The following is a 23,912-nucleotide window of genomic DNA, read 5'->3' as shown; positions in this document are numbered from 1 at the left end:
GCATCGCGCTGTCAGGTTTCCGACTCACTCACGAATAACCCCCACGACTGAAAAGCGCCGTAGATCACATTTATCGCTAATGTGTTGCGCCACGATTATTTTTTCTCGCCCGCAAGGTGAGGTATATTTCGCTTTTACAGGAGAATTTATGCTGCCCGACTCATCCATCCGATTAAATAAATACATCAGCGAAAGTGGAATTTGCTCCCGTCGCGAGGCCGATCGTTATATCGAACAAGGCAACGTTTTCCTGAACGGTAAACGCGCCACCATTGGCGATCAGGTAAACCCTGGCGACGTTGTAAAAGTTAACGGTCAGTTGATTGAGCCGCGCGAAGCAGAAGATCTGGTGCTTATCGCCCTGAACAAACCGGTAGGCATTGTCAGCACCACGGAAGATGGTGAGCGTGACAACATCGTCGACTTTGTTAACCATAGCAAACGCGTGTTCCCGATTGGTCGTCTGGACAAAGACTCACAGGGGCTGATCTTCCTCACCAACCACGGCGATCTGGTCAATAAAATCCTGCGTGCCGGTAACGATCACGAAAAAGAGTATCTGGTCACGGTGGATAAACCGGTGACGGATGAGTTTGTCAGTGGGATGGCGGCAGGCGTACCGATTCTCGGCACGGTCACCAAGAAGTGCAAAGTGAAAAAAGAAGCCCCGTTTGTCTTCCGTATCACGCTGGTGCAGGGGCTGAACCGCCAGATCCGCCGTATGTGCGAGCACTTTGGCTACGAAGTCAAAAAGCTGGAGCGTACGCGGATCATGAACGTCAGCTTAAGCGGTATTCCGCTGGGTGAATGGCGTGATTTAACCGATGATGAGCTGATTGACCTCTTCAAGCTTATCGAAGGATCCTCTTCCGAGGCGAAGCCAAAAGCGAAAGCGAAGCCGAAAACGGCGGGCATCAAACGCCCGGTAGTGAAGATGGAAAAAACCAACGAGAAAGCACGCCCGGCGTCAAACGGTAAACGTTTTACGGCGCCGGGACGTAAGAAGAAAGGGCGCTAGTTAGCGTTTACCGCGCGTTGGCGTATTAGCCGACCAGGAAAAAGATGCCTCGGCATCCGGTTTATAAGCCTGCTTTTTCTTCAACTGGCGGGCTTTTTTTGCTTCTGCTTCCCGCAGCGCCATCAGTTTGTCGATGTATTCCTTTTTCACGCTGTTGGTCTCCGCGTTAGTCAACGGACGACCGTGCGCAATACGGGCGCGGTCCAGCAGCGTTTTCAGTTCACGCTGTTCGCGTTCAGTCATCTCTTTTTGGGTAATGCGGGGGAGTGCCATAGGTGTGCCCTCAGTCAGCCAGATGACCCAGTGTACGGTAATTTGCACAAAAGAAACTAATCCTGAAAGACCCTCGCAAATTATTTATTCCTGACGTGACGAATCATCATCCCTCCACTAGCGTACCGGTAATGCTGTGAAGGCGCCTCTCTCAGCATATTTTCACCTATGTATGTATAAAATTTTATACAGGGACGTGGTATGCTTTCTAAAAGGCCTTTGTTAAAGCCCATTGCCTGGGTTGGTAGTGCATTGGATGATTTATGTAGCTTTCCTGAAACGGTACGTAAAGATGCGGGGTATCAGTTACACCGCTTACAGGCAGGTCTGGAAGCAATGGATTGGAAATCCATGCCAGAGATAGGACGGGGCGCTGAAGAGATCAGGTTGCGACACACTGTGGGGAGTTACCGGATCATTTATTGTGCTCGTGTTGGCGCTGCCTTGTATGTCCTGCACTCTTTCTGTAAGAAAACACAGCGCACTTCTGAGCATGACAAACATATCGCAAAAGTGCGTTATCAGGCAGTAATGCGTCAATGTAAGGGGCATCAATGAGTAACGCAATTGACAGTAAAATTCGGCACATCACATCGCCGGATGCCAATATTTTTACTGAACTGGGTTTTGCTGAACCCGCCGCGCAAATGCTTCAGCAGGATGCTGAGCGCGAGGTAGAGCAACTTATTAACCTAAAAAAACAACTTATGCAGGAGATTTCGAGCTGGATTGGCGAGCATCAGCTAAAACAGGCCGAGGTCGCCATGAAGTTAAACATTTCGCGACCGAGAGTTTCGGATGTGGTGAATCAGAAAACCAGCAAATTTACGCTGGATGCGCTGGTAATGATGCTGGTTAAGCTGGGAAAGCCTGTAACGCTCCAGATAGGCTAGCAAGCCCGGCAACCTTGCCGGGCCAAAACTTATCCCTCGTTCACCACATCACGCGACTTCTCATTAATCGGCTTTCCTGACCAGTACCCCGCCAGCAGCGAACCGGAAAGGTTATGCCAGACGGAGAACAGCGCGCCAGGCAACGCCGCGAGCGGGCCGAAGTAGATTTTGCCCAGCGCCGCCGCGAGGCCGGAGTTTTGCATCCCGACTTCAATGGCCAGCGTACGGCAGGTGGACTCGTCAAATCCGAATAATTTCCCGCCCCAGTAGCCGCCGAGCAGGCCGATGGTGTTATGCAGGATAACGGCGATAATCACCACAAAACCGACCGACGCAATATGCGATGCGGAACCGGCAACCACTGCGCTGATGATCGCCAGAATGCAGGCCATTGAAAAGGCGGGCAGGTACGGTTCCACCGCTTTCACTACGCGTGGGAAGAGATGGTGCACGATAAGCCCGAGGCCAATCGGGATCACCACGATTTGCAGAATGCTGAGCAGCATACCCATCACATCCACCTGAATATGCGCATCGACATACAGGCGCGTCAGTAGCGGAGTGGCAATGACGCCGACCAGCGTGGAAACGGAAGAGATGGTCACCGATAGGGCTACATCGCCTTTCGCAAGGTAAATCATGACATTGGACGCCGTACCGCTGGCAACACTGCCGACTAACACCATCCCGGCGGAGAGTTCAGGTGGCATCTTAAACAACAGCGCCAGCACCCAGGCGGCGAGCGGCATGACCAGATAGTGCAGGAATATCCCTGCCGCAACCGGCGCGGGGCGCGAGAGCACACGTTTGAAATCGTCAATTTTCAGGTGCACGCCCATGCCGAACATAATCAGCATCAGCAGCGTGGCGACCCACGGGCCGATGGCGGTAAAGGTGGTTGGCGTGTTGTAGGCAATAACAGAGAGTAGCAGCGCCCATAACGGGAACAGCCGGGTCAGTACAGCGAGCATGTTATATTCCTTGCGATAATGTTGTGTTTGCTTGTTATAAAAAAACCGGGTTCGAGCCCGGCTATTGTTATTATTTATCGTGTGTTCGAATTTTATTCAAACAAATTATGATGCAGTTTCTGCACTACTTGCTCGGCTTCGGTGCCAGGCACCAGGAAACAGAGGTTATGGCTGGAGGCGCCATAACAAATCATACGGATGTTGAACGGCTCCAGTACGCCGAAGACCTCTTTACCCACGCCGCAGGCTTTTGACAGATCGTTGCCAATCAGCGCCACCAGCGCGAGACCTTCCTCGACCTCGACACGACACAGTGCAGACAGCTCCATCAGCAGCGACTGCGTCAGCAGCGTATCGCCTGTAGAGGTGGAACCGGTGGTGTCCAGCGTCAATGCCACGCTCACTTCAGAAGTAGTGATCAAATCGACAGAGATATTGTGGCGCGCCAGAATGCCGAAGACTTCTGCAAGGAAGCCACGGGAGTGCAGCATATTCAGGCTATGCAGCGTTAACAGGGTTTGTTTGCGACGCAGCGCCAGTGCGCGGAACAGCGGCGGATTTTGCGTCTGGTTACACACCAGCGTACCGCCTGCTTTTGGATCTTTGCTCGAGCCAACGAACACCGGAATGTCACTGCGCACGGCAGGCAGCAGGGTAGCCGGGTGCAACACTTTCGCGCCGAAGGTGGCCATTTCCGCCGCCTCTTCAAAGGCAATTTCATCAATGCGCTGCGCGGAAGGTACAACGCGCGGATCGGTGGTGTAAATGCCCGGAACGTCCGTCCAGATATCAACGCGTGTTGCGTGCAGTGCTTCTGCAAGCAGTGCGGCGGTGTAATCGCTGCCGCCACGGCCCAGAGTTGTGGTGCGACCCTTGCTTTCGCTGCCGATAAAGCCCTGGGTAATCACTAATCCTTCATTGAGTCGTGGAGCCAGCTGTTGCGCGGCCAGTTCGGACAGCGCCGCGATATCCGGCTCCGCACGACCAAAACGATCGTTGGTGCGCATCACTTTACGCACGTCAAACCACTGTGCCTGGACATTGCGCTCGCGCAGGATCTCCACAAACAGCAGGGTGGACATCAGTTCACCGTGGCTGACCAGTTCGTCAGTGAGTGCCGTTGAGGTAGCCAGCGACGCGGCTTCTGCCAGCGTGGTGATGTTTTCCAGCAGACGTTCAATCTCTTCGCGGATCACGTTGGGATAACGTAAACGTTCCAGAATATCGAACTGAATTTTGCGGATAGCGTCGAGTTTCTCGAAACGCGCTGTCGGCTCCAGGCCTTCAGCCAGTGCAACCAACAGGTTGGTAATCCCGGCAGAGGCGGAGAGGACCACTAAACGGACGCTGGTATCGGAAAGCACCACGTCGGCGCTGCGGTTCATGGCATCAAAATCGGCTACGCTTGTACCACCAAACTTGGAGACAACAATATTTGTCATTACAACCTCGTGTCAGGGAATGAAAAGAGCGACCATGGCACAAGGGCGAAACAAAAACCGGTGCAGGCGCAAATACCGTATTTATAAATAAAAGGTGTGGAGGACACTGTCAACGACGGGATTATGCGGATTTTTCATGCTGCCCAGGCTCTGAGTAATGGTGCTTATAACAGCTATACTCGTCGTACTTCGAGTCGCCTGTGCGTTGACTACGCCCGCACGCCCGAATCACTTATCTGACCAGGCGCTTCGGGATTCTTTTGCGTGCCGTTTTCCTGCAACTCGAATGTTTGCTGCTTTTCATCCGCGTTTGACACATGCCTGGGTTACGGCACTAAAACAATCACACTTTTCTGTGACTGGCGTTACAATCGATCTCAGTCACAATTCTCAAAATCAGAAGAGTATTGCTAATGAAAAACATCAATCCAACGCAGACCTCAGCCTGGCAGGCGCTACAAAAACACTTTGAAGAGATGAAAGACGTTACGATCGCGGATCTGTTCGCGAATGATAGCGATCGCTTCTCTAAATTTTCTGCAACGTTCGACGATCTGATGCTGGTGGACTTCTCCAAAAACCGCATCACCGAAGAGACGCTGAGCAAGTTACAGGCGCTGGCCAAAGAGACTGACCTGGCGGGTGCCATCAAGTCGATGTTCTCCGGTGAGAAGATCAACCGCACCGAAGATCGTGCGGTGCTGCATGTTGCACTGCGTAACCGTAGCAATACCCCGATTATCGTTGACGGCAAAGATGTGATGCCGGAAGTCAACGCGGTGCTGGAGAAGATGAAAACCTTCTCTGAAGCGATCATCTCCGGCAGCTGGAAAGGCTACACCGGTAAAGCGATCACTGACGTGGTGAACATCGGTATCGGCGGCTCTGACCTCGGCCCGTTCATGGTGACCGAAGCGCTGCGTCCGTACAAAAACCATCTGAACATGCACTTCGTGTCTAACGTTGATGGCACCCATATCGCGGAAGTACTGAAGAAAGTAAACCCGGAAACCACGCTGTTCCTGGTCGCGTCTAAAACCTTCACCACGCAAGAAACCATGACCAACGCCCACAGCGCGCGCGACTGGTTCCTGGCAACGGCTGGTGATAACAAACACGTGGCGAAACACTTCGCGGCGCTGTCTACCAATGGTAAAGCGGTGGGCGAGTTTGGTATCGACACCGCAAACATGTTCGAGTTCTGGGACTGGGTGGGGGGTCGTTACTCTCTGTGGTCTGCGATTGGTCTGTCGATCATTTTGTCCGTCGGCTTCGACAACTTCGTTGAGCTGCTCTCCGGCGCGCACGCGATGGACAAACACTTCGCCACCACCCCGGTGGAGAAAAACCTGCCGGTACTGCTGGCGCTGATCGGCATCTGGTACAACAATTTCTTCGGCGCAGAAACCGAGGCGATTCTGCCGTACGACCAGTACATGCACCGCTTCGCGGCGTACTTCCAGCAGGGCAACATGGAATCCAACGGCAAATACGTTGACCGTAACGGCAATGCGGTGGATTACCAGACTGGCCCAATCATCTGGGGTGAACCGGGTACTAACGGTCAGCACGCGTTCTATCAGCTGATTCACCAGGGCACCAAAATGGTTCCTTGTGACTTTATCGCACCGGCGATTACGCACAACCCGCTGTCGGATCACCATCCGAAACTGCTGTCTAACTTCTTTGCGCAGACTGAAGCGCTGGCGTTTGGTAAATCCCGCGACGTGGTTGAGCAGGAATACCGTGACCAGGGTAAAGATCCGGCCACGCTGGATCATGTGGTGCCGTTCAAAGTGTTTGAAGGCAACCGCCCGACCAACTCCATCCTGCTGCGTGAAATCACTCCGTTCAGCCTGGGTGCGCTGATTGCGCTGTATGAGCACAAGATCTTTACTCAGGGCGCAATTCTGAACATCTTCACCTTCGACCAGTGGGGCGTTGAGCTGGGCAAACAGCTGGCAAACCGTATTCTGCCGGAGCTGAATGATGATAAAGAAATCGACAGCCATGATTGCTCGACGAACGGTCTGATTAACCGTTATAAGCAATGGCGTGGGTAATTAATATTACGTGATGAATGCCGGCGAAATGCCGGCATTTTTTTATCGGATAATTCCTGTTGTCTGTGTTTTGGCGCTAATTTCTATATTGAGCTTAATCCTAAAATAACTAATAACCTGTAAATCACTCTGTGTTATTTTCAGATAATACGGATAATAAATAACACTATTAAAATCATAACCACATGATTTTAATGTTATTTTTAATTTGAGTTTAAATCATTTTTATTCTAAAAGTCTAATCATCCTAAAACCGATTTTCTATTTCCCCTCACGTCAGTTGGCTTGCCTTAATTGTGTATACTCGATCCCGCCTGAAATTATTTTGGGTAAATATCCATTCATTCAATGAAGGGAAATAGCAATGAAAAAAGTTCTGTATGGCATTTTTGCCATCTCTGCACTTACGGCAGTCTCCGCCTGGGCAGCTCCCGTTGAGGTGGGAGAAGCGGCAGGTGCGGCAGCAACGTCGGTGTCGGCGGGAAGTTCCTCCGCCACCAGCGTAAGCACCGTAAGTTCTGCGGTGGGCGTCGCACTGGCGGCGACCGGCGGTGGTGATGGTTCTAATACCGGGACCACCACTACCACGACCACCCGTACCCAGTAATACCGGTACGTTTAATTCTAACCACACTTCGGTGTGGTTATTTTGCCCCTCTGGAGAAGAGTCGTGAAGCGACCTGTACTCATCGTTATTTGCCTGCTGCTACAGGCATGTTCAGCCACCACCAAAGGGCTGGGTAATTCATTGTGGGAAAGTCTGTTTGGCACGCCGGGCGTGCAACTGACGGACGATGATATTCATAACATGCCCTACGCCAGCCAGTATATGCAGCTTAACGGCGGGCCTCAGCTGTTTGTGGTGCTCGCTTTCGCAGAGAACGGGCAGCAGAAATGGGTGACGCAGGACCAGGCCACCCTGGTGACGCAGCATGGCCGTCTGGTGAAAACGTTGCTTGGCGGCGACAACCTCATCGACGTGAATAACCTCTCCGCCGACCCGCTGGCAAAACCTGCGCAGATTAGGGATGGCGCAACGTGGACCCGCACGATGGGCTGGACCGAGTATAAGCAGGTGCGCTACGCCACCGCCCGTTCGGTCTTCACATGGGCTGGCGCTGATACCCTCACACTCGGCAGTGAAGCGACGCCGGTACGGGTGCTGGATGAAGCCGTCACGACCAGCCAAACACGCTGGCATAACCGCTACTGGATTGACAGCGACGGACACATTCGCCAGTCAGAGCAGTACCTGGGGGCAAATTTCTTCCCGGTGAAAACCACGCTCATTAAGGCGGCGAAACCATGATGAAACCGTCTATTGCGGCGCTGATCCTCAGTCTGAGTGTGCCATCTGTCTTTGCTGCGGGCACCGTTAAGGTTTTCACCACAGGCACGACAGAGCCGAAAACGCTGACTGGTGCCGAACATCTGATTGACCTGGTAGGGCAGCCCAGACTGGCGAACAGCTGGTGGCCTGCTGCGGTCATCAGCGAAGAACAGGCGACCACCACGGCGCAACGTGAGCAGCAGGCGCTGTTAGCGCGTCTGGCAGAGTATGGGAGAGGTGATAACGGCGGTGATGCGGCGGCAATCAGCGTGCTGAGCCAGCAAATTCAGGCACTGAAGGTGACCGGCAGGCAATTTATCCCTCTCGACCCTGACACCGTACGCGTCGGTGAGCGGAGCAATCCGCCGTTGCAGGGAAATTACACCCTGTGGGTGGGGCCGCAGCCAGCGAGCGTCACGCTGTTCGGTCTGGTGAGCCGACCGGGTAGCCAGCCGTTTACCCCCGGTCGCGATGTTGTGAGCTACCTCGAAGGGCAAAGCCTGCTTGCTGGAGCCGATCGCAGCTATGCATGGGTCGTTTATCCCGACGGCCGCACACAAAAAGTGCCGATGGCGTACTGGAATAAACGCCACGTTGAGCCGATGCCCGGCAGCATTATTTTTGTCGGTCTTTCCTATTCCGTCTGGAGTAGCACCCCCGATGCGCTTAATGCCGACATTCTTCATACCCTGACGCAGCGGATACCCGAATAATGAAAAAAACACATCTGCTCAGCATACTGGCGCTGGGCGTCAGCGCGGCGTGTCACGGTGAAACGTTTCCCGCCCCCATTGGGCCGTCACAGTCTGATTTTGGCGGCGTGGGGCTGTTGCAAACGCCCACGGCGCGCATGGCGCGGGAAGGTGAGATGAGCCTGAACTATCGTGATAACGATCAGTACCGCTACTACTCCGCCTCCGTGCAGCTTTTCCCGTGGCTGGAAACCACGCTGCGCTACACCGACGTCCGCACGAAACAGTACAGCAGCGTGGAGTCGTTTTCCGGCGATCAGACCTATAAAGATAAAGCCTTCGACGTGAAATTGCGTTTGTGGGAAGAGAGCTACTGGATGCCGCAGGTGGCGGTCGGCGCGCGCGATATTGGCGGTACCGGCCTGTTCGATGCGGAATACATCGTCGCCAACAAAGCCTGGGGACCGTTTGATTTCTCGCTGGGCCTCGGCTGGGGCTACCTGGGCACCAGCGGCAATGTGAGCAACCCATTTTGTTCCGTCAGCGACAAATATTGCGATCGCGATAACAGCTATAAACAGGCGGGCTCTGTCGATGGCAGCGAGATGTTCCACGGCCCGGCATCGCTGTTTGGCGGCGTGGAATACCAGACCCCCTGGCAACCGCTGCGCCTGAAACTGGAATACGAAGGCAATAACTATCAACAGGATTTTGCAGGCAAGCTGGAACAGAAAAGCAAGTTTAACGTCGGCGCCATTTATCGCGTTACCGATTGGGCCGACGTTAACCTCAGCTATGAGCGCGGCAACACCTTCATGTTTGGCGTCACGCTGCGCACCAATTTCAACGATCTGCGACCCACTTACAACGATAACGCCCGGCCGAAATACCAGCCAGAGCCGCAGGACGCCATCCTCCAGCATTCGGTGGTGTCCAATCAACTGACGTTGCTGAAATACAATGCCGGGCTGACGGATCCGAAAATTCAGGTGAAAGGCGACACGCTGTACGTCACCGGCGAGCAGGTGAAATACCGCGACTCTCGCGAAGGGATCGAGCGCGCTAACCGGATCATCATGAACGATCTGCCGGAGGGGATCCGCACGATCCGGGTGACGGAAAATCGGCTCAATATGCCGCAGGTGACGACCGAAACCGAGGTTTCCAGCCTGAAGCGTCATCTGGAAGGCGAACCTCTGGGTCACGAAACCCCACTGGCGCAAAAACGCGTGGAGCCGGTGGTGCCAGAAGCGACGGAACAGGGTTGGTATATCGATAAATCGCGCTTTGATTTCCACATCGATCCGGTGTTGAACCAGTCCATTGGCGGCCCGGAAAACTTCTATATGTATCAGCTAGGCGTGATGGGAACGGCAGATCTGTGGGTGACGGACCATCTGCTCACCACCGGCAGTCTGTTCGCGAATATCGCCAACAACTACGACAAATTTAATTACACCAATCCGCCAAACGACTCTCAGCTGCCGCGCGTGCGTACCCACGTGCGTGAATACGTTGAGAATGACATTTACGTTAATAATCTGCAGGCCAACTACTTCCAGTACCTGGGGAAAGGTTTCTACGGGCAGGTCTACGGCGGTTATCTGGAGACTATGTTTGGCGGTGCCGGGGCAGAGGTGTTGTACCGTCCGGTAGACAGCAACTGGGCGTTTGGTCTGGATGCTAACTATGTGAAACAGCGTGACTGGCGCAGCGCGCAGGACATGATGAAGTTTACCGACTACAGCGTGAAGACCGGGCATTTAACGGCGTACTGGACGCCGTCGTTTGCTCAGGATGTGCTGGTGAAGGCGAGCGTCGGGCAGTATCTGGCGGGAGATAAAGGCGGCACGCTGGAAATAGCCAAAGGCTTTGACAGCGGTGTGGTAGTGGGCGGTTACGCGACCATCACCGATGTCTCGCCGGATGAGTATGGGGAAGGGGACTTCACCAAAGGCGTCTATATTTCCGTACCGCTGGATCTGTTCTCTTCCGGACCGACTCGTAGCCGCGCGGCGATCGGCTGGACGCCGTTGACGCGTGATGGTGGCCAGCAACTGGGCCGCAAGTTCCAGCTGTACAATATGACCAGCGATCGCAGCGTGAATTTCCGTTGATGGGTTTTTGCCGGATGACGCTGCGCTTATCCGGCCTACGGTCCTGTAGGCCCGGTAAGCGTAGCGTCACCGGGCGATTTACAAATGGCGTAACAATTTTGCCGGATTCCCCGCGTACACCCCTTTCTCGGTAATTGATTTTGTCACCACGCTGCCTGCGCCAATCACGGCACCATCGCAGATGCTAACGGCCAGAATCGTCGCGCCGCTGCCGATGGAAACCTCATTGCCAAGGGTTATTCGCCCCCAGCTGCTACGGTCGGCATTGGGTTTTCCTTCCCGAAACATATCGTTGGCGAACATCACGCCGTGCCCGATAAAGCACCGGCTTCCGACAGTGACATATTCGCAGATAAAGGTGTGCGACTGGATTTTGGTGTCCGCGCCAATCCGCGTGTTGGCCTGTATCTCAACGAAAGGCCCCACAAAGACGTTGTCGCCGAGCGTGCAGTCATAGAGGTTGGCGGGTTCATAAATCACCACATTTTCGCCGCAGCTAACGTTACGGACGGTGGACTGTTTTAACTGCATTTTTCATTTTCCGTTGAAATCAGTTGAAGCAATGATGATCGCCTGTTGACTCTGCCTGAACAAAATATAAACAAAAAATGTAGATCTCTGTCACATTTCTGCGTTATACAGGAACCTCGCTACTGAGAAAGAGGTGCTGTTATGACGTCGCTATCTCGTCCGCGTGTTGAGTTTATCTCCACGATCTTACAGACCGTGCTGAATCTTGGACTGTTGAGCCTGGGTCTGATCCTGGTCGTCTTTCTTGGCAAAGAGACCCTGTATCTGGCGGATGCGCTGTTCGCGCCTGAGCAAACCAGCAAGTATCAGCTGGTGGAAGGGTTGGTGGTCTATTTCCTCTATTTTGAGTTTATCGCGCTGATTGTGAAGTATTTTCAGTCAGGCTTTCACTTTCCGCTGCGTTACTTTGTCTATATCGGGATCACGGCCATTGTGCGGTTGATCATCGTCGATCATAAATCTCCCCTGGACGTACTGATTTACTCAGCGGCGATCCTGCTGCTGGTGATCACCCTGTGGCTGTGTAATTCAAAACGGCTAAAACGGGAATAAAAAAAAGGGCGCTCCGTAGAGCGCCAAATCACAGTCACAAGTTGGGATAACGTAAGTTGAGGGTAGCAGTGGCATTGCCCGTTGCCGGGCGGGTCTAACACAGGTACTTCGATGAAACTTAGCCTTTCACACCGCCTGCCGTCAGGCCGTTAACCAGCCAGCGCTGCGCCAGCAGGAACACGAGGGTGATTGGAATCGCAGAGAGTACGGCGGCGGCGGCAAAGTCGCCCCACAGGTAGTTTTGTGGGTTGAGATATTGCTGCATACCGACGGCCAGGGTGTAGCTATTCACATCTCGCAGCAGCAGAGAGGCGACTGGCACTTCGGTGATGGCGGCGATGAACGACAGAATAAACACCACGGCCAGAATCGGTACGGAGAGTGGCAACAGCACCAGGCGGAAGGCCTGCCACGGGGTTGCGCCATCCAGCGCCGCCGCTTCTTCCAGCGAGCCGTCGATAGTTTCGAAATAGCCCTTAATGGTCCACACATGCAGCGCAATGCCGCCCAGATAGGCGAAGATCACCCCACCGTGGGTATTCAGACCGATAAACGGAATGTACTGGCCAAGGCGGTCAAACAACGCGTACAACGCCACCAGAGACAGCACCGCCGGGAACATCTGGAAAATCAGCATCCCTTTCAGCAGGGTCGCTTTGCCCGGGAAACGCATACGGGCAAAGGCGTAAGCACAGGTCGTGGAGAGGGTAACGATACCAACCGCTGTGATGCCCGCAATTTTCACCGAGTTCCACAACCACAGCAGAACCGGGAAGGGGGGCGGCGTGACGCGACCATCAGCGTGTTCCACGCTGAAACCCAGCGCCAGCCGCCAGTGCTCCCAGGAGATGTTTTCCGGGATCAGGCTCCCGGTGGCGAAGTTACCTTCGCGCAGTGAGATAGCGATAACCATCAGCAGCGGGAACATGATGGCTGCGATGAAGATAAGCAGTAACAGGTGCGTCGTGAGGAGACGCAGCTTTTGAGATTTCGGTTGTACCATAGCCATAGTTGTTATCTCCCTTAATCAAACTTCATACGCGTGGCTTTCAGGTTCACAATCGCCAGCGCACCGACCAGCAGGAAGATCAGCGTGGCAATCGCCGCCGCCAGACCAAAGTCCTGACCGCCGCCGCCTTCGAAAGCGATGCGGTAGGTGTAGCTGACAAGCAGGTCGGTATACCCGGCTGGCGTGGTCGTGCCGAGTCGGTCCGGACCGCCGTTGGTCAACAGTTGAATCAGTACGAAGTTGTTAAAGTTAAAGGCAAAGCTGGCGATCATCAGCGGCGTCAGCGGCTTAATCAGCAGCGGCAGCGTAATTTTAAAGAAGTTCTGGAACGGGGTTGCGCCATCCATTGCCGAGGCTTCATACAGGTCGTCCGGAATCGCTTTCAGCAGGCCCATGCACAGGATCATCATGTACGGATAACCGAGCCAGGTGTTGACGATGATAATCATCGAACGGGCCGTGGTCGGGTCACTGAACCAGGCCGGTTTGACGCCAAACAGCGCGCTCAGCATCATGTTGATTTCACCAAAGCTCTGGTTGAACAACCCTTTGAAAATCAGAATCGAGATAAACGACGGAACGGCGTAAGGCAGAATCAGCAGCACGCGGTAAATCGCTTTGCCTTTCAGCGCTTCCCACTGCACCACGCACGCCAGCACCATGCCCACCGCCACGGTCAGAAGCACGGTGAGAACGGAGAACACCACCGTCCAGACGAAGATAGCGAAGAATGGTTTCTGGATCCCTTCATCGGTAAAGACGCGGGTGAAGTTCTTCCAGCCAATGGTCACGGTATAGCCCGGGCTCAGTTTCTGAGTATCCCAGTTTCCCTCGGCGTTGACGGACTGGTAGTAACCAATGTCGTTATTCGCACGGTATTTCACGCCGCTCTGGTTGTTCGTTAGCGTCCCGTCGTCAGCCAGCGAGTAGAGCGGTTGTGTGCCGGAAAACTGGCGCAGTGAACTCATGATAACCTTGCTTTCATCCGGCAGGATGGCGGTTAACTGGGTCAGCGCCTGGCGGTTCTGGGTGATCACACGCAGATTCGCGCGTTCACCGGCTGGCAGGGCGTCGGTCTCTTTCAGTTGCAGTTTTTGCTCGCCGCCAAATTTAAAGGCGTCGGAGAGATAATTTTTACCGCTTTCACCGTCGGTGAGGGCCAGTTGCCACTCGTCACCCGCCGGATACAGACCAAAATTGTAGGTTTTTCCCGCCTGATAAGAACGATCCATCAGGACTTGCTGAGCGCGTTCGAAGGAAAGCTGGTTGGTGCTACTGTAGTTAGTAAATGCGATAGCGATAGTACAAATCAGCGGGAACAGAACAAACAGTCCCATACCGGCCATACCCGGATAAACATAGCGCCAGGCGTAGGCCTTACGATTGGCGAAAATATACAGGCCAGCTGAGCTTAAAATCAGCGTCATGATGGCGAACAGATATTCCCCTTGTGCATACATTAAAACGACAAGGTAACCCACCAGCAAGCCCAGCAGACCAATCACTGACCATTTCAGCGTGTCGCTTTGCCACCAGTGTTTCTTTTTAATGACATCCATGGGGATCTTCCTCTACAGCATTGAAATCTTGTGGCAAATGCGCCGGGTGGCGCTGCGCTTATCAGGCCTACGGTTTTCTGTAGGCCGGATAAGGCATTTATGCCGCCATCCGGCACATGCACTGCGGCATTACTTGGTGATACGGCCCTGTGCGTCTTTCAGCGCAGCGTCTACGGTCTGACGACCACTCGCCGCGTTGATCACAGCGGTACGCGTTGCATACCAGAACGCAGCCATCTGCGGAATGTTCGGCATGATTTCGCCTTTCTGGGCGTTATCCATGGTGGCAGCGATACGCGGGTCTTTCGCTAACTGATCCTGGAAGGATTTCAGCGCAACGGCGCCCAGCGGTTTGTCCTTGTTCACCACGTCCAGACCCTGATCGGTCAGCAGGTAGTTTTCGAGGAACTCTTTCGCCAGTTCTTTGTTCGGGCTGGCGGCGTTGATACCGGCGCTCAGAACCCCAACGAACGGTTTAGACGGTTTGCCTTTGAAGGTCGGCAGCAGTGTGACGCCGTAGTTCACTTTGCTCTTGTCGATGTTCGACCACGCCCACGGACCGTTGATGGTCATCGCGGTGTCGCCTTTGTTAAAGGCCGCTTCAGCGATGGAGTAATCGGTGTCCGCGTTCATGTGCTTGTTCTTGATAAGATCAACCAGGAAGGTCAGACCCGCTTTCGCGCCAGCGCTATCGACGCCCACGTCTTTCACGTCGTATTTGCCGTTTTCAAACTTAAACGCGTAACCGCCGTCGGCGGCAATCAGCGGCCACGTGAAGTACGGTTCTTGCAGGTTGAACATCAGAGCGCTCTTACCTTTCGCCTTCAGCTCTTTATCCAGGGCAGGGATCTCTTCCCAGGTTTTCGGCGGGTTTGGTACGAGGTCTTTGTTGTAAATCAGAGACAGCGCTTCAACCGCGATGGGGTAGGCGATCAGTTTGCCGTTGTAACGTACGGCATCCCAGGTGAACGGATAGAGTTTGTCCTGGAACGCTTTGTCTGGGGTAATTTCTGCCAGCAGACCAGACTGCGCGTAGCCGCCGAAACGGTCATGCGCCCAGAAGATGATGTCCGGGCCGTCACCGGTTGCGGCAACCTGCGGGAATTTTTCTTCCAGCTTGTCAGGGTGCTCGATGGTGACTTTGATGCCGGTGTCTTTCTCGAATTTTTTACCCACTTCAGCAAGGCCGTTGTAGCCTTTATCGCCGTTAATCCAGATAACCAGCTTACCTTCTTCAATCTTGGCGAGAGCCGAGGCGGAAAACATCATCGTCGTCAGTGCGGACAATGCGAGGATGCGTGCGCCAGTCTTGATTTTCATATTCCCCATCCTTTTTGGTGAAGTGCTCGTGGATACTCAGAGGTGGCTTAACGGTTCTTAGTTTCTTTATACGGCAACCTCTTTCCATCCTCCTCGCCACTACGCCCCACCCCCGCTTTATGTGACTTGTGTTGCATAAATGTGAGTAATGCGTGTTGGCGCACATAAAAACACACTGCTTTTTGCAGGCTACGTCACGAAATTCCCCAGCAGCATGCAGCCTGGGTCTCAGAGCCTGCTTTCTCATCCTCCCGCCTCCTCCCCCATAAAAAAGCCGGGGGGTGGAGGATTTACGCAACCTATCGATGACGCATAGTCGGGGCATGATGAATGTTGCTGTCGATGACAGGTTGTAACGAAGGGAGAAGGGCATGGCGAGCGTACAGATGCGAAATGTAACGAAAGCCTGGGGTGACGTGGTGGTATCGAAAGATATCAATCTCGACATTCACGAAGGGGAATTCGTGGTGTTCGTGGGCCCCTCAGGCTGCGGTAAATCGACATTGCTGCGTATGATCGCCGGGCTTGAAACCATCACCAGCGGGGACCTGTACATCGGTGAACACCGGATGAACGACATCCCGCCCGCCGAGCGTGGCGTCGGCATGGTATTCCAGTCTTATGCGCTCTATCCCCACCTTTCTGTTGCCGAAAATATGTCATTTGGCCTCAAGCTGGCGGGTGCCAAAAAAGAGGTGATGAACCAACGCGTCAATCAGGTGGCGGAAGTGCTGCAACTGGCGCACCTGCTGGAACGTAAACCGAAAGCACTCTCTGGCGGACAACGTCAGCGTGTAGCGATTGGCCGTACGCTGGTGGCTGAACCGCGCGTATTCCTGCTCGATGAACCCCTTTCCAACCTCGATGCCGCACTGCGTGTGCAGATGCGTATCGAAATCTCCCGTCTGCATAAACGCCTGGGTCGCACGATGATTTACGTCACCCACGATCAGGTCGAAGCGATGACGCTGGCCGACAAGATTGTCGTGCTGGACGCCGGTCGCGTCGCGCAGGTCGGTAAACCACTGGAGTTATACCACTATCCGGCAGACCGCTTCGTGGCGGGTTTTATTGGTTCTCCGAAGATGAACTTTCTGCCGGTGAAAGTTACCGCGACGGCGATTGATCAGGTTCAGGTGGAGTTGCCGAATCACCAACACGTCTGGTTGCCGGTTGAAAGCCGCGATGTTCAGGTCGGCGCAAATATGTCTTTAGGTATTCGTCCGGAGCATCTGCTGCCCAGTGATATCGCCGATGTCACCCTGGAAGGCGAGGTTCAGGTCGTCGAACAACTTGGTCACGAAACGCAAATTCATATCCAGATCCCCGCCATCCGTCAAAACCTGGTGTACCGCCAGAATGACGTGGTGTTGGTAGAAGAGGGTGCCACATTCGCTATCGGCCTGCCGCCAGAGCGTTGCCATTTGTTCCGTGAGGATGGCACTGCATGTCGTCGGTTGCATCAAGAGCCGGGCGTTTAAGCACTCCCATTAAATACGCGGAGTCTGCGAAAGACGATGTGTAAAAAAAGAAAAGCAATGATCTCAGGAGATAGAATGATGATTACTCTGCGCAAACTCCCTCTGGCAGTTGCTGTTGCAGCAGGCGTTATGTCTGCTCAGGCAATGGCCGTGGATTTCCATGGTTATGCTCGTTCCGGCATTGGCTGGACGGGTAGTGGCGGCGAACAACAATGTTTTCAGGCAACCGGTGCTCAAAGTAAATACCGTCTCGGTAACGAATGTGAAACCTATGCGGAATTGAAATTGGGTCAGGAAGTGTGGAAAGAGGGCGATAAGAGCTTCTACTTCGACACTAACGTTGCCTACTCCGTAGCACAGCAAAACGACTGGGAAGCAACCAGCCCCGCCTTCCGTGAAGCGAACGTGCAGGGTAAAAACCTGATTGACTGGCTGCCAGGCTCAACCATTTGGGCCGGTAAGCGTTTCTACCAACGTCACGACGTTCATATGATCGACTTCTACTACTGGGATATCTCTGGTCCTGGTGCGGGTATCGAAAACATCGATCTGGGCTTCGGTAAACTCTCTCTGGCAGCGACCCGTTCTCAGGAAGCGGGCGGTTCTTATGCTTTCAGTAGCGATGAAGTTTATGACGCCACGAAAGACACCGCGAACGATGTGTTCGACGTACGTCTGGCAGGTATGGAAATTAACCCAGGCGGCACGCTGGAATTAGGCGTTGACTACGGTAGCGCCAACACGACTGACGGCTATGACCTTGCCGATGGCGCCACCAAAGATGGCTGGATGTTCACTGCCGAACATACCCAGAGCATGCTGAAAGGCTACAACAAGTTTGTGGTGCAGTACGCCACTGACGCGATGACCTCTCAGGGTAAAGGTATTCCGCAGGGTAGCCGCAGCCAGGATATCTTCGGTAATTTCGATAACGATCAGGACTTCCTCAACAACAACGGTAGCCTGACCCGTATTCTCGATCACGGTGCCATCTCTCTGGGCGATAGCTGGGATCTGATGTACGTGGCGATGTACCAGAATATCGACTGGGATAACGACAACGGTACTGAATGGTACACCGTGGGTGTTCGTCCTATGTACAAGTGGACGCCAATCATGAGCACCCTGCTGGAAGTGGGTTACGACAGCGTCAAATCTCAGAAAACCGACGATACCAACGACCAGTTCAAAATCACCCTGGCGCAACAGTGGCAGGCTGGCGACAGCATCTGGTCTCGTCCGGCAATCCGTCTCTTCGCAACCTACGCGAAGTGGGATGAGAAATGGGGCTACGACAATGGTGTTGCCGTTAGCGACACCAGCACCACAACCTTCAGCCGTGGTGACGATGATGAAGTCACCTTTGGCGCCCAGATGGAAATCTGGTGGTAATGCGTAGCTAATCTGACGTAAAGACCTAAAGAGGGGCGCAAGCCCCTCTGTTCTGGAGTTTAGCGCGCTATTGCCTGGCCACCGCTGAACCCAAGCTATCTGAGGTGATAACAATGAAAATGAAGAAAAGTCTCGTTGCCCTTTGTTTATCTGCAGGGTTGTTCGCAAGCGCACCGGGCGTGACGCTGGCGGACGTGAATTATGTTCCGCAAGACATTAGCGCTGCGCCTGCGATTCCGACCGCTGCGTTACAACAATTAACCTGGACGCCTGTCGACCAGAGCAAAACGCAGTCCACACAACTTGCCACCGGCGGTCAACGACTTGATGTCGCTGGTATTAGCGGCCCGGTTGCCGCCTATAGCGTACCGGCAAACATTGGTGAGCTGACACTGACGCTGACCAGCGAAGTGAACAAGCAAACCAGCGTATTTGCGCCGAACGTTCTTATTCTTGATCAGAACATGACGCCTTCTGCTTTCTTCCCCAGCAGCTACTTTACCTACCAGGAACCGGGCGTGATGAGTGCGGATAGCCTGGAAGGGGTGATGCGTCTCACGCCAGCCTTGGGTCAGCAGAAGCTCTATGTTCTGGTCTTCACCACCGAAAAAGATCTCCAGCAGACCACTACGCTGCTCGATCCCGCTAAGGCATATGCAAAAGGCGTCGGTAACGCCATTCCGGATATCCCTGATCCTATCGCGCGTCATACCACCGACGGCCTGTTGAAACTGAAAGTGAAAACCAACAGCAGCTCCAGTGTGCTGGTGGGGCCGCTGTTTGGCTCTTCCGCACCTGGTCCGGTTACCGTCGGCAACACGGCGGCACCTGCGCCAGCGTATGCTGCCCCGGCGGCGGTTACTGCCGCGCCTGTCGTCGCACCAGCATCGGCGAAGAAAAGTGAACCCATGCTGAACGACACCGAGAGCTACTTCAACAAAGCTATTAAAGATGCCGTCGCCGCAGGTGACGTGGATAAAGCGCTGAAACTGCTTGATGAAGCTGAACGCCTGGGGTCCACATCTGCCCGTTCCACCTTTATCAGCAGTGTAAAAGGCAAGGGGTAACCGTCTCCCCGCATTGCTGATTTTGCAACAACTGGTGCGTCTCCTGACGCACCTTTTTTTATCATTCCATGCGAATTGTTACACTCCTGTTGCGCAACAGTTCACTTAATTATCTTTACGCCTCCCGTAATCTCTTTTCTGCGATACAATGCCCTCACGTTATGAACTGGAGAGCAAGGCATGCCACACCCTGCGTTAACGCAACTGCGTGCGCTGCGCTATTTTGACGCGATCCCTGCGCTGGACTCCCAACAGCTGGACTGGCTGTTACTGGAAGATTCCATGACCAAACGTTTTGAGCAGCAGGGAAAACAGGTGAGCGTGACGATGATTCGGGAAGGGTTTGTTGGCCAACATGAAGTAGCGGAAGAACTGCCGCTATTGCCGACGGAATCCCGTTACTGGCTACGTGAAATTCTGTTATGCGCGGATGGCGAACCCTGGCTTGCCGGGCGTACTGTGGTGCCGGAGTCAACGTTGTGCGGCCCTGAGCTGGCGTTGCAAAATCTGGGTAAAACCCCGCTCGGGCGTTACCTGTTTACATCATCGACGTTGACCCGAGATTTTATTGAGATTGGTCGCGATGCAGCGCTGTGGGGACGTCGTTCCCGTCTGCGGTTGAGCGGAAAGCCGCTCCTGCTGACAGAATTGTTTTTACCTGCATCGCCGTTGTACTGAGAGGAAAAGATATGGAGTGGAGTCTGACGCAGAATAAGCTACTGGCGTTTCACCGCTTGATGCGTACGGATAAGCCAATCGGCGCTTTACTGCTGCTCTGGCCAACGCTGTGGGCGCTGTGGGTGGCGACACCCGGAATGCCGCAATTATGGATATTGTTGGTGTTTGTGGCGGGCGTCTGGTTGATGCGCGCGGCGGGATGCGTGGTGAACGACTACGCCGATCGCAAATTTGACGGACACGTCAAACGCACGGCGAATCGACCGCTGCCCAGCGGTGCAGTCACCGAGAAAGAAGCTCGGGCGCTTTTTGTGGTTCTGGTGCTCCTCGCGTTCCTGCTGGTGTTGACGCTGAATACGATGACGATCCTGCTGTCGGTCGCCGCGCTGGCTCTGGCGTGGGTCTATCCTTTCATGAAACGTTACACGCATTTACCGCAGGTGGTGTTGGGTGCGGCGTTTGGCTGGTCGATACCGATGGCGTTTGCCGCCGTCAGTGAGTCAGTTCCGCTGAGTTGCTGGTTGATGTTCCTCGCCAACATTCTTTGGGCAGTGGCTTACGATACGCAATACGCCATGGTGGATCGGGACGATGACCTGAAAATCGGCATTAAATCAACGGCCATTCTGTTCGGTCAGTATGACAAGGTGATCATTGGCATCCTGCAGGTGGGGGTGTTGGCCTTGATGGCGCTGATTGGCTGGATGAACGGTCTGGGACTGGGGTATTACTGGTCGCTGCTGGTGGCTGGCGCCCTGTTTGTGTATCAACAAAAACTGATTGTGCACCGTGAACGCGAAGCCTGTTTTAAAGCATTTATGAATAACAACTATGTTGGCCTGGTGCTGTTTCTGGGGCTGGCGATGAGTTACTGGCACTTCTGATAAAAAAGCCCGGTGGCGCTCGCGCTTACCGGGCCTACATTATTGCGCAGAACCGTAGGCCGGGTAAGGCGAAGCCGCCACCCGGCTTTTTAACATCACTCGTCCTGCGTTGCGCTTTCTATGGTTAAACGCACATCTGAGGTGATCAGATTAGCCAACATCTGATAAACCTTCATCGTCTCTTCAGGCTCCGCATCACCGGTATCGCTGATGTACTTCTCATCACGCAGGGTCAACACCAAAGAGCTGAATACCGCTTTGTCGAAGAACTCCGGCGCGTTGATCCCGTGCAGAACAGAAAGACGCTGAGCTACGGTGCGGCTCTCTTTTTCCAGCGTGCCGCGGTTGATCGACGGATTTGCGCTCAACAGCCAGAAGGTGATGGCATAACGTTGCAGAGTTTCACGCGCACCCGCTGCCAACAGTTGCAGCGTACGGGAATGTGCCGGGTTGATATTCAGCTCTTCATTCTGGACGGTAATCAGTCCCTGACGCTGCATTTCGCTTATCAGCGCGTCGATGACGCCCGCCAGTTCATCCCGCTCCCAGCGCAGGAACAGTTCTGCTTTCAGCATCGGGTAGAGAATTTCAACATGCTCAAGCAGCGCGTCGCGGGAGATGCGGCGATGCTGGGTCACGATGGCCGCCATCAGTGAAGGCAGAACCAGCATATGCGCAATGTTGTTGCGATAGTAAGTCATCAGTACCGCCTGCTCGCGCGGAAGAATGATGATATCGCCGATGGTATCCTTCTCGACCTCGAACTTGTTCATTTGCAGCGCGTGGTCAATCAACGCGCTGGCGCTGACCGACGGAACCGTAGAGTCGGTGGAATACGGGACATTGCGCATTAGATCCAGATAACACTCGAGCTGCTCTGTCAGTTGCTCGCGCGTTAACGAACGCTGACGGGATGCGAGCAACGCGGTGCAACACAGGTTCATGGCGTTTGCCGCGCCCGCTTTGTTAATTCGGACCATCAACTCAGCGGCGATACCATTGACCGTTGGCGTCAGCCAGGCGGGACGCACGGCTTCGATCGGATCGATAGATTCACGCCACTCAGGAACATGCTGGTTCAGGTACGTCATCAACGGCATCGGTTCGCCAAAGTTAACGTAGCCCTGACCCAGATTACGCAGCTTGCTCAAGCCACGGAGCATTTGCGGCAGGCTCTCTTTTTCTTTCGTCGCGCCACGCAATTCTTTGGCGTAAGTCCCCACTTCCATTACGTGCTCGTAACCGATGTAAATGGGGACCAGGGTGATCGGACGCGTACCGCCGCGCAGCATCGCCTGAATGGTCATCGACAGGGTGCCGGTTTTCGGATCCAGCAGACGGCCAGTACGGGAACGCCCGCCTTCCACAAAATATTCTACGGAATAACCACGGCTAAACAGCTCGCCGAGATATTCGCGGAAGACGGTGGAGTAGAGTTTGTTGCCCTTAAAGGTACGGCGGATAAAGAACGCGCCCAGGCGGCGGAAAATCGGGCCAGCTGGCCAGAAGTTCAGGTTGATACCGGCAGCGATATGCGGCGGCACCAGCCCCTGATGATAGAGTACGTACGAGAGCAGCAGATAGTCCATATGGCTGCGGTGGCAGGGCACATAGACGATTTCATGCCCGTCGTGCGCCAGTTGGCGTACACGCTCTGCGTTGTGGACATTGATCCCCTGATACAGTCGGTTCCAGGTGAAACCCAGAATGCGGTCGGTCAGGCGAATCATCTCGTAGGAGAAGTTGGCGGCAATCTCTTCCATCAGTGCAATGGCGTTCTGCTGCGCTTTTTCATGGGAGATTTTTTTGCTGCGCGCTTCGTCTTCTACCGCGCGCGCAATGGCTTTTGACGCCAGCAACTTGTTAAACAGATCCTGTCGGGCAGGCAGACGAGGACCGACTGCCGCCAGACGCTGACGGGCGAAATGCATTCGCGCCACACGCGCCAGTTTTTGGGCAATAATTTTGTCGGTTCCGTGCTCGTCAGCCATCCGTCGTAAGGAAACGGAAGGCGAGAAACGGACAAAACTGTCGCGCCCCAGCCAGGAAACGGCAAAGAATTTCTGTACGCCATTCAGCATACGCAGAGGGGGATTTACCTCACCCTTTTCACGCCCCGGAGAGCGGCCGAACATCACCGATACCGGCACCATCTGTACATCCAGATCTGGATTACTGCGGTGAAGGTCGAGGTAATTGTGAAAGAGTTTGATCGACTCTTCTTTCGGCGTGTAGTAGGTGAATACGCGCGGGCCGCCGTGAATAAACACATAACGCGGCAGCAGAGTTCCGTCGATCTCCAGCGGCTCTAACGGGTCGGGGAGATCGTGCGCCAGGCATTGGGCGCGCAGCGTCAGCAAGTCTGCTTTTGAGTTGTACGGTAAAACGTACATAATGGGACGAGATGTATCGAGCCCCAATTCCGGAGCGGGTTCCGCCGGAATAGACTTGCTTTTTACCAGTACGGTTAATGGTAAATTCAGTAATTTGTAGTAAATTCGTGGCCAGCCAGACATAAACGATGTAAAGCCTCTGGTTAATAATGCAAATGCGCTGCAAGGATATCAGAAAGTCTAGCGAATTTCTGGTGTATCCCGTCATACTTCGCGCCGCTGTAACCCGAATTTTGTGGGTTAACGA

General features: G+C 54.0%; 22 protein-coding genes. 14 read left to right on the top strand and 8 right to left on the bottom strand.

Features of this window, described 5'->3' with window-relative positions:
* Positions 1-148: 148 nt before the first annotated feature.
* Positions 149-1,018 (top strand): 23S rRNA pseudouridine(2604) synthase RluF, encoded by an 870-nt coding sequence (gene rluF / locus JM656_RS20370; RefSeq protein WP_203359318.1) that lies wholly within the window; start codon positions 149-151, stop codon positions 1,016-1,018.
* Here the strand turns inward: rluF and JM656_RS20365 are convergent, their stop codons facing one another.
* Positions 1,019-1,291: a DUF3811 domain-containing protein gene (locus tag JM656_RS20365; RefSeq protein WP_192613803.1), complete on the bottom strand. Its 273-nt coding sequence runs from the start codon at positions 1,289-1,291 to the stop codon at positions 1,019-1,021. It lies immediately after the preceding gene.
* A 201-nt stretch (positions 1,292-1,492) separates the two neighbouring features.
* Between JM656_RS20365 and JM656_RS20360 the strand changes: the two genes are divergently transcribed.
* Together JM656_RS20360 and JM656_RS20355 are read left to right on the top strand one after the other, a co-directional pair.
* On the top strand, positions 1,493-1,849 hold the full coding sequence (locus JM656_RS20360; RefSeq protein WP_203359317.1) for a type II toxin-antitoxin system RelE/ParE family toxin: 357 nt from the start codon (positions 1,493-1,495) through the stop codon (positions 1,847-1,849).
* Entirely contained in the window at positions 1,846-2,184 is a 339-nt protein-coding gene (locus tag JM656_RS20355; RefSeq protein WP_203359316.1) for a helix-turn-helix domain-containing protein, read from the top strand. The genes JM656_RS20360 and JM656_RS20355 overlap by 4 nt, the downstream gene beginning before the upstream one ends.
* Before the next feature lie 29 nt (positions 2,185-2,213).
* Here JM656_RS20355 and panS read toward each other — a convergent pair whose 3' ends face one another.
* Both panS and lysC read right to left on the bottom strand, forming a co-directional pair.
* A complete protein-coding gene (gene panS / locus JM656_RS20350) occupies positions 2,214-3,155 on the bottom strand; it encodes a ketopantoate/pantoate/pantothenate transporter PanS (protein WP_203359315.1) in 942 nt (313 codons plus the stop codon).
* A gap of 92 nt (positions 3,156-3,247) precedes the next feature.
* Positions 3,248-4,597: a lysine-sensitive aspartokinase 3 gene (gene lysC / locus JM656_RS20345; RefSeq protein WP_203359314.1), complete on the bottom strand. Its 1,350-nt coding sequence runs from the start codon at positions 4,595-4,597 to the stop codon at positions 3,248-3,250.
* Between the two features lie 413 nt (positions 4,598-5,010).
* On the opposite strand from lysC, the gene pgi reads away from it, so the two are divergent.
* From pgi to JM656_RS20320, 5 genes are all read left to right on the top strand, one after another.
* Positions 5,011-6,660 (top strand): glucose-6-phosphate isomerase, encoded by a 1,650-nt coding sequence (pgi, locus tag JM656_RS20340; protein WP_203359313.1) that lies wholly within the window; start codon positions 5,011-5,013, stop codon positions 6,658-6,660.
* 364 nt (positions 6,661-7,024) lie between these two features.
* Entirely contained in the window at positions 7,025-7,267 is a 243-nt protein-coding gene (gene yjbE / locus JM656_RS20335; RefSeq protein WP_203359312.1) for an exopolysaccharide production protein YjbE, read from the top strand.
* Positions 7,268-7,330: 63 nt separating this feature from the next.
* A complete protein-coding gene (locus JM656_RS20330; RefSeq protein ID WP_203359311.1) occupies positions 7,331-7,969 on the top strand; it encodes a YjbF family lipoprotein in 639 nt (212 codons plus the stop codon).
* Positions 7,966-8,703 carry a capsule biosynthesis GfcC family protein gene (locus JM656_RS20325; RefSeq protein ID WP_203359310.1) on the top strand — a complete coding sequence of 246 codons (738 nt, stop codon included), beginning with the start codon at positions 7,966-7,968 and terminating at the stop codon, positions 8,701-8,703. Before JM656_RS20330 ends, JM656_RS20325 begins: the two co-directional genes overlap by 4 nt.
* Complete coding sequence (locus JM656_RS20320; protein WP_203359309.1) at positions 8,703-10,799, top strand: YjbH domain-containing protein; 2,097 nt, start codon at positions 8,703-8,705, stop codon at positions 10,797-10,799. Before JM656_RS20325 ends, JM656_RS20320 begins: the two co-directional genes overlap by 1 nt.
* 78 nt (positions 10,800-10,877) lie before the next feature.
* On the opposite strand, the gene JM656_RS20315 is transcribed toward JM656_RS20320, so the two are convergent.
* Positions 10,878-11,330, bottom strand: a complete 453-nt coding sequence (locus tag JM656_RS20315; protein WP_203359308.1) for an acyltransferase — start codon at positions 11,328-11,330, stop codon at positions 10,878-10,880.
* A gap of 141 nt (positions 11,331-11,471) precedes the next feature.
* Between JM656_RS20315 and psiE the strand changes: the two genes are divergently transcribed.
* Positions 11,472-11,882, top strand: coding sequence for a phosphate-starvation-inducible protein PsiE (gene psiE, locus JM656_RS20310; protein WP_203359307.1), 411 nt, complete (start codon positions 11,472-11,474; stop codon positions 11,880-11,882).
* A 118-nt stretch (positions 11,883-12,000) separates the two neighbouring features.
* On the opposite strand, the gene malG is transcribed toward psiE, so the two are convergent.
* The 3 genes from malG to malE form a co-directional block, all read right to left on the bottom strand.
* Positions 12,001-12,891 carry a maltose ABC transporter permease MalG gene (malG, locus tag JM656_RS20305; RefSeq protein WP_203359306.1) on the bottom strand — a complete coding sequence of 297 codons (891 nt, stop codon included), beginning with the start codon at positions 12,889-12,891 and terminating at the stop codon, positions 12,001-12,003.
* Between the two features lie 14 nt (positions 12,892-12,905).
* Positions 12,906-14,450: a maltose ABC transporter permease MalF gene (gene malF, locus JM656_RS20300; RefSeq protein ID WP_203359305.1), complete on the bottom strand. Its 1,545-nt coding sequence runs from the start codon at positions 14,448-14,450 to the stop codon at positions 12,906-12,908.
* Positions 14,451-14,579: 129 nt separating this feature from the next.
* Positions 14,580-15,770, bottom strand: a complete 1,191-nt coding sequence (gene malE, locus JM656_RS20295) for a maltose/maltodextrin ABC transporter substrate-binding protein MalE (protein WP_192613788.1) — start codon at positions 15,768-15,770, stop codon at positions 14,580-14,582.
* A gap of 371 nt (positions 15,771-16,141) precedes the next feature.
* Here malE and malK point away from each other — a divergent pair, with 371 nt between their 5' ends.
* The 5 genes from malK to ubiA all read left to right on the top strand — a co-directional run bounded on the left by malK (position 16,142) and on the right by ubiA (position 21,272).
* Positions 16,142-17,251 carry a maltose/maltodextrin ABC transporter ATP-binding protein MalK gene (malK, locus tag JM656_RS20290; protein ID WP_203359304.1) on the top strand — a complete coding sequence of 370 codons (1,110 nt, stop codon included), beginning with the start codon at positions 16,142-16,144 and terminating at the stop codon, positions 17,249-17,251.
* Positions 17,252-17,326: 75 nt separating this feature from the next.
* Positions 17,327-18,643, top strand: a complete 1,317-nt coding sequence (locus JM656_RS20285) for a maltoporin (protein ID WP_203359303.1) — start codon at positions 17,327-17,329, stop codon at positions 18,641-18,643.
* 113 nt (positions 18,644-18,756) lie between these two features.
* Complete coding sequence (gene malM / locus JM656_RS20280; protein ID WP_203359302.1) at positions 18,757-19,710, top strand: maltose operon protein MalM; 954 nt, start codon at positions 18,757-18,759, stop codon at positions 19,708-19,710.
* A gap of 180 nt (positions 19,711-19,890) precedes the next feature.
* On the top strand, positions 19,891-20,388 hold the full coding sequence (gene ubiC, locus JM656_RS20275; protein ID WP_203359301.1) for a chorismate lyase: 498 nt from the start codon (positions 19,891-19,893) through the stop codon (positions 20,386-20,388).
* 11 nt (positions 20,389-20,399) lie between these two features.
* The gene (ubiA, locus tag JM656_RS20270) at positions 20,400-21,272 is read left to right on the top strand and encodes a 4-hydroxybenzoate octaprenyltransferase (protein WP_203359300.1); all 873 of its coding nucleotides are present in this window, start codon (positions 20,400-20,402) and stop codon (positions 21,270-21,272) included.
* A 95-nt stretch (positions 21,273-21,367) separates the two neighbouring features.
* Here the strand turns inward: ubiA and plsB are convergent, their stop codons facing one another.
* The gene (gene plsB, locus JM656_RS20265) at positions 21,368-23,788 is read right to left on the bottom strand and encodes a glycerol-3-phosphate 1-O-acyltransferase PlsB (RefSeq protein ID WP_203359299.1); all 2,421 of its coding nucleotides are present in this window, start codon (positions 23,786-23,788) and stop codon (positions 21,368-21,370) included.
* Between the last annotated feature and the right edge of the window lie 124 nt (positions 23,789-23,912).

Source organism: Citrobacter sp. R56 (assembly GCF_016811995.1).
Taxonomy (GTDB): Bacteria; Pseudomonadota; Gammaproteobacteria; order Enterobacterales; family Enterobacteriaceae; genus Citrobacter_D; species Citrobacter_D enshiensis.
The sequence above is the reverse complement of the archived record's forward strand: the minus strand, read 5'-3'. Positions and strand labels throughout refer to the sequence as shown.

Coding starts and splice junctions, on each gene's coding strand:
- JM656_RS20325 (WP_203359310.1), top strand. CDS start 7,966: ATGATGAAACCGTCTATTGCGGCGCTGATCCTCAGTCTGAGTGTGCCA.
- plsB (WP_203359299.1), bottom strand. CDS start 23,788: ATGTCTGGCTGGCCACGAATTTACTACAAATTACTGAATTTACCATTA.
- malE (WP_192613788.1), bottom strand. CDS start 15,770: ATGAAAATCAAGACTGGCGCACGCATCCTCGCATTGTCCGCACTGACG.
- yjbE (WP_203359312.1), top strand. CDS start 7,025: ATGAAAAAAGTTCTGTATGGCATTTTTGCCATCTCTGCACTTACGGCA.
- panS (WP_203359315.1), bottom strand. CDS start 3,155: ATGCTCGCTGTACTGACCCGGCTGTTCCCGTTATGGGCGCTGCTACTC.
- malG (WP_203359306.1), bottom strand. CDS start 12,891: ATGGCTATGGTACAACCGAAATCTCAAAAGCTGCGTCTCCTCACGACG.
- ubiA (WP_203359300.1), top strand. CDS start 20,400: ATGGAGTGGAGTCTGACGCAGAATAAGCTACTGGCGTTTCACCGCTTG.
- ubiC (WP_203359301.1), top strand. CDS start 19,891: ATGCCACACCCTGCGTTAACGCAACTGCGTGCGCTGCGCTATTTTGAC.
- malK (WP_203359304.1), top strand. CDS start 16,142: ATGGCGAGCGTACAGATGCGAAATGTAACGAAAGCCTGGGGTGACGTG.
- JM656_RS20285 (WP_203359303.1), top strand. CDS start 17,327: ATGATGATTACTCTGCGCAAACTCCCTCTGGCAGTTGCTGTTGCAGCA.
- JM656_RS20365 (WP_192613803.1), bottom strand. CDS start 1,291: ATGGCACTCCCCCGCATTACCCAAAAAGAGATGACTGAACGCGAACAG.
- malF (WP_203359305.1), bottom strand. CDS start 14,450: ATGGATGTCATTAAAAAGAAACACTGGTGGCAAAGCGACACGCTGAAA.
- JM656_RS20315 (WP_203359308.1), bottom strand. CDS start 11,330: ATGCAGTTAAAACAGTCCACCGTCCGTAACGTTAGCTGCGGCGAAAAT.
- rluF (WP_203359318.1), top strand. CDS start 149: ATGCTGCCCGACTCATCCATCCGATTAAATAAATACATCAGCGAAAGT.
- pgi (WP_203359313.1), top strand. CDS start 5,011: ATGAAAAACATCAATCCAACGCAGACCTCAGCCTGGCAGGCGCTACAA.
- psiE (WP_203359307.1), top strand. CDS start 11,472: ATGACGTCGCTATCTCGTCCGCGTGTTGAGTTTATCTCCACGATCTTA.
- JM656_RS20360 (WP_203359317.1), top strand. CDS start 1,493: ATGCTTTCTAAAAGGCCTTTGTTAAAGCCCATTGCCTGGGTTGGTAGT.
- JM656_RS20320 (WP_203359309.1), top strand. CDS start 8,703: ATGAAAAAAACACATCTGCTCAGCATACTGGCGCTGGGCGTCAGCGCG.
- malM (WP_203359302.1), top strand. CDS start 18,757: ATGAAAATGAAGAAAAGTCTCGTTGCCCTTTGTTTATCTGCAGGGTTG.
- JM656_RS20355 (WP_203359316.1), top strand. CDS start 1,846: ATGAGTAACGCAATTGACAGTAAAATTCGGCACATCACATCGCCGGAT.
- lysC (WP_203359314.1), bottom strand. CDS start 4,597: ATGACAAATATTGTTGTCTCCAAGTTTGGTGGTACAAGCGTAGCCGAT.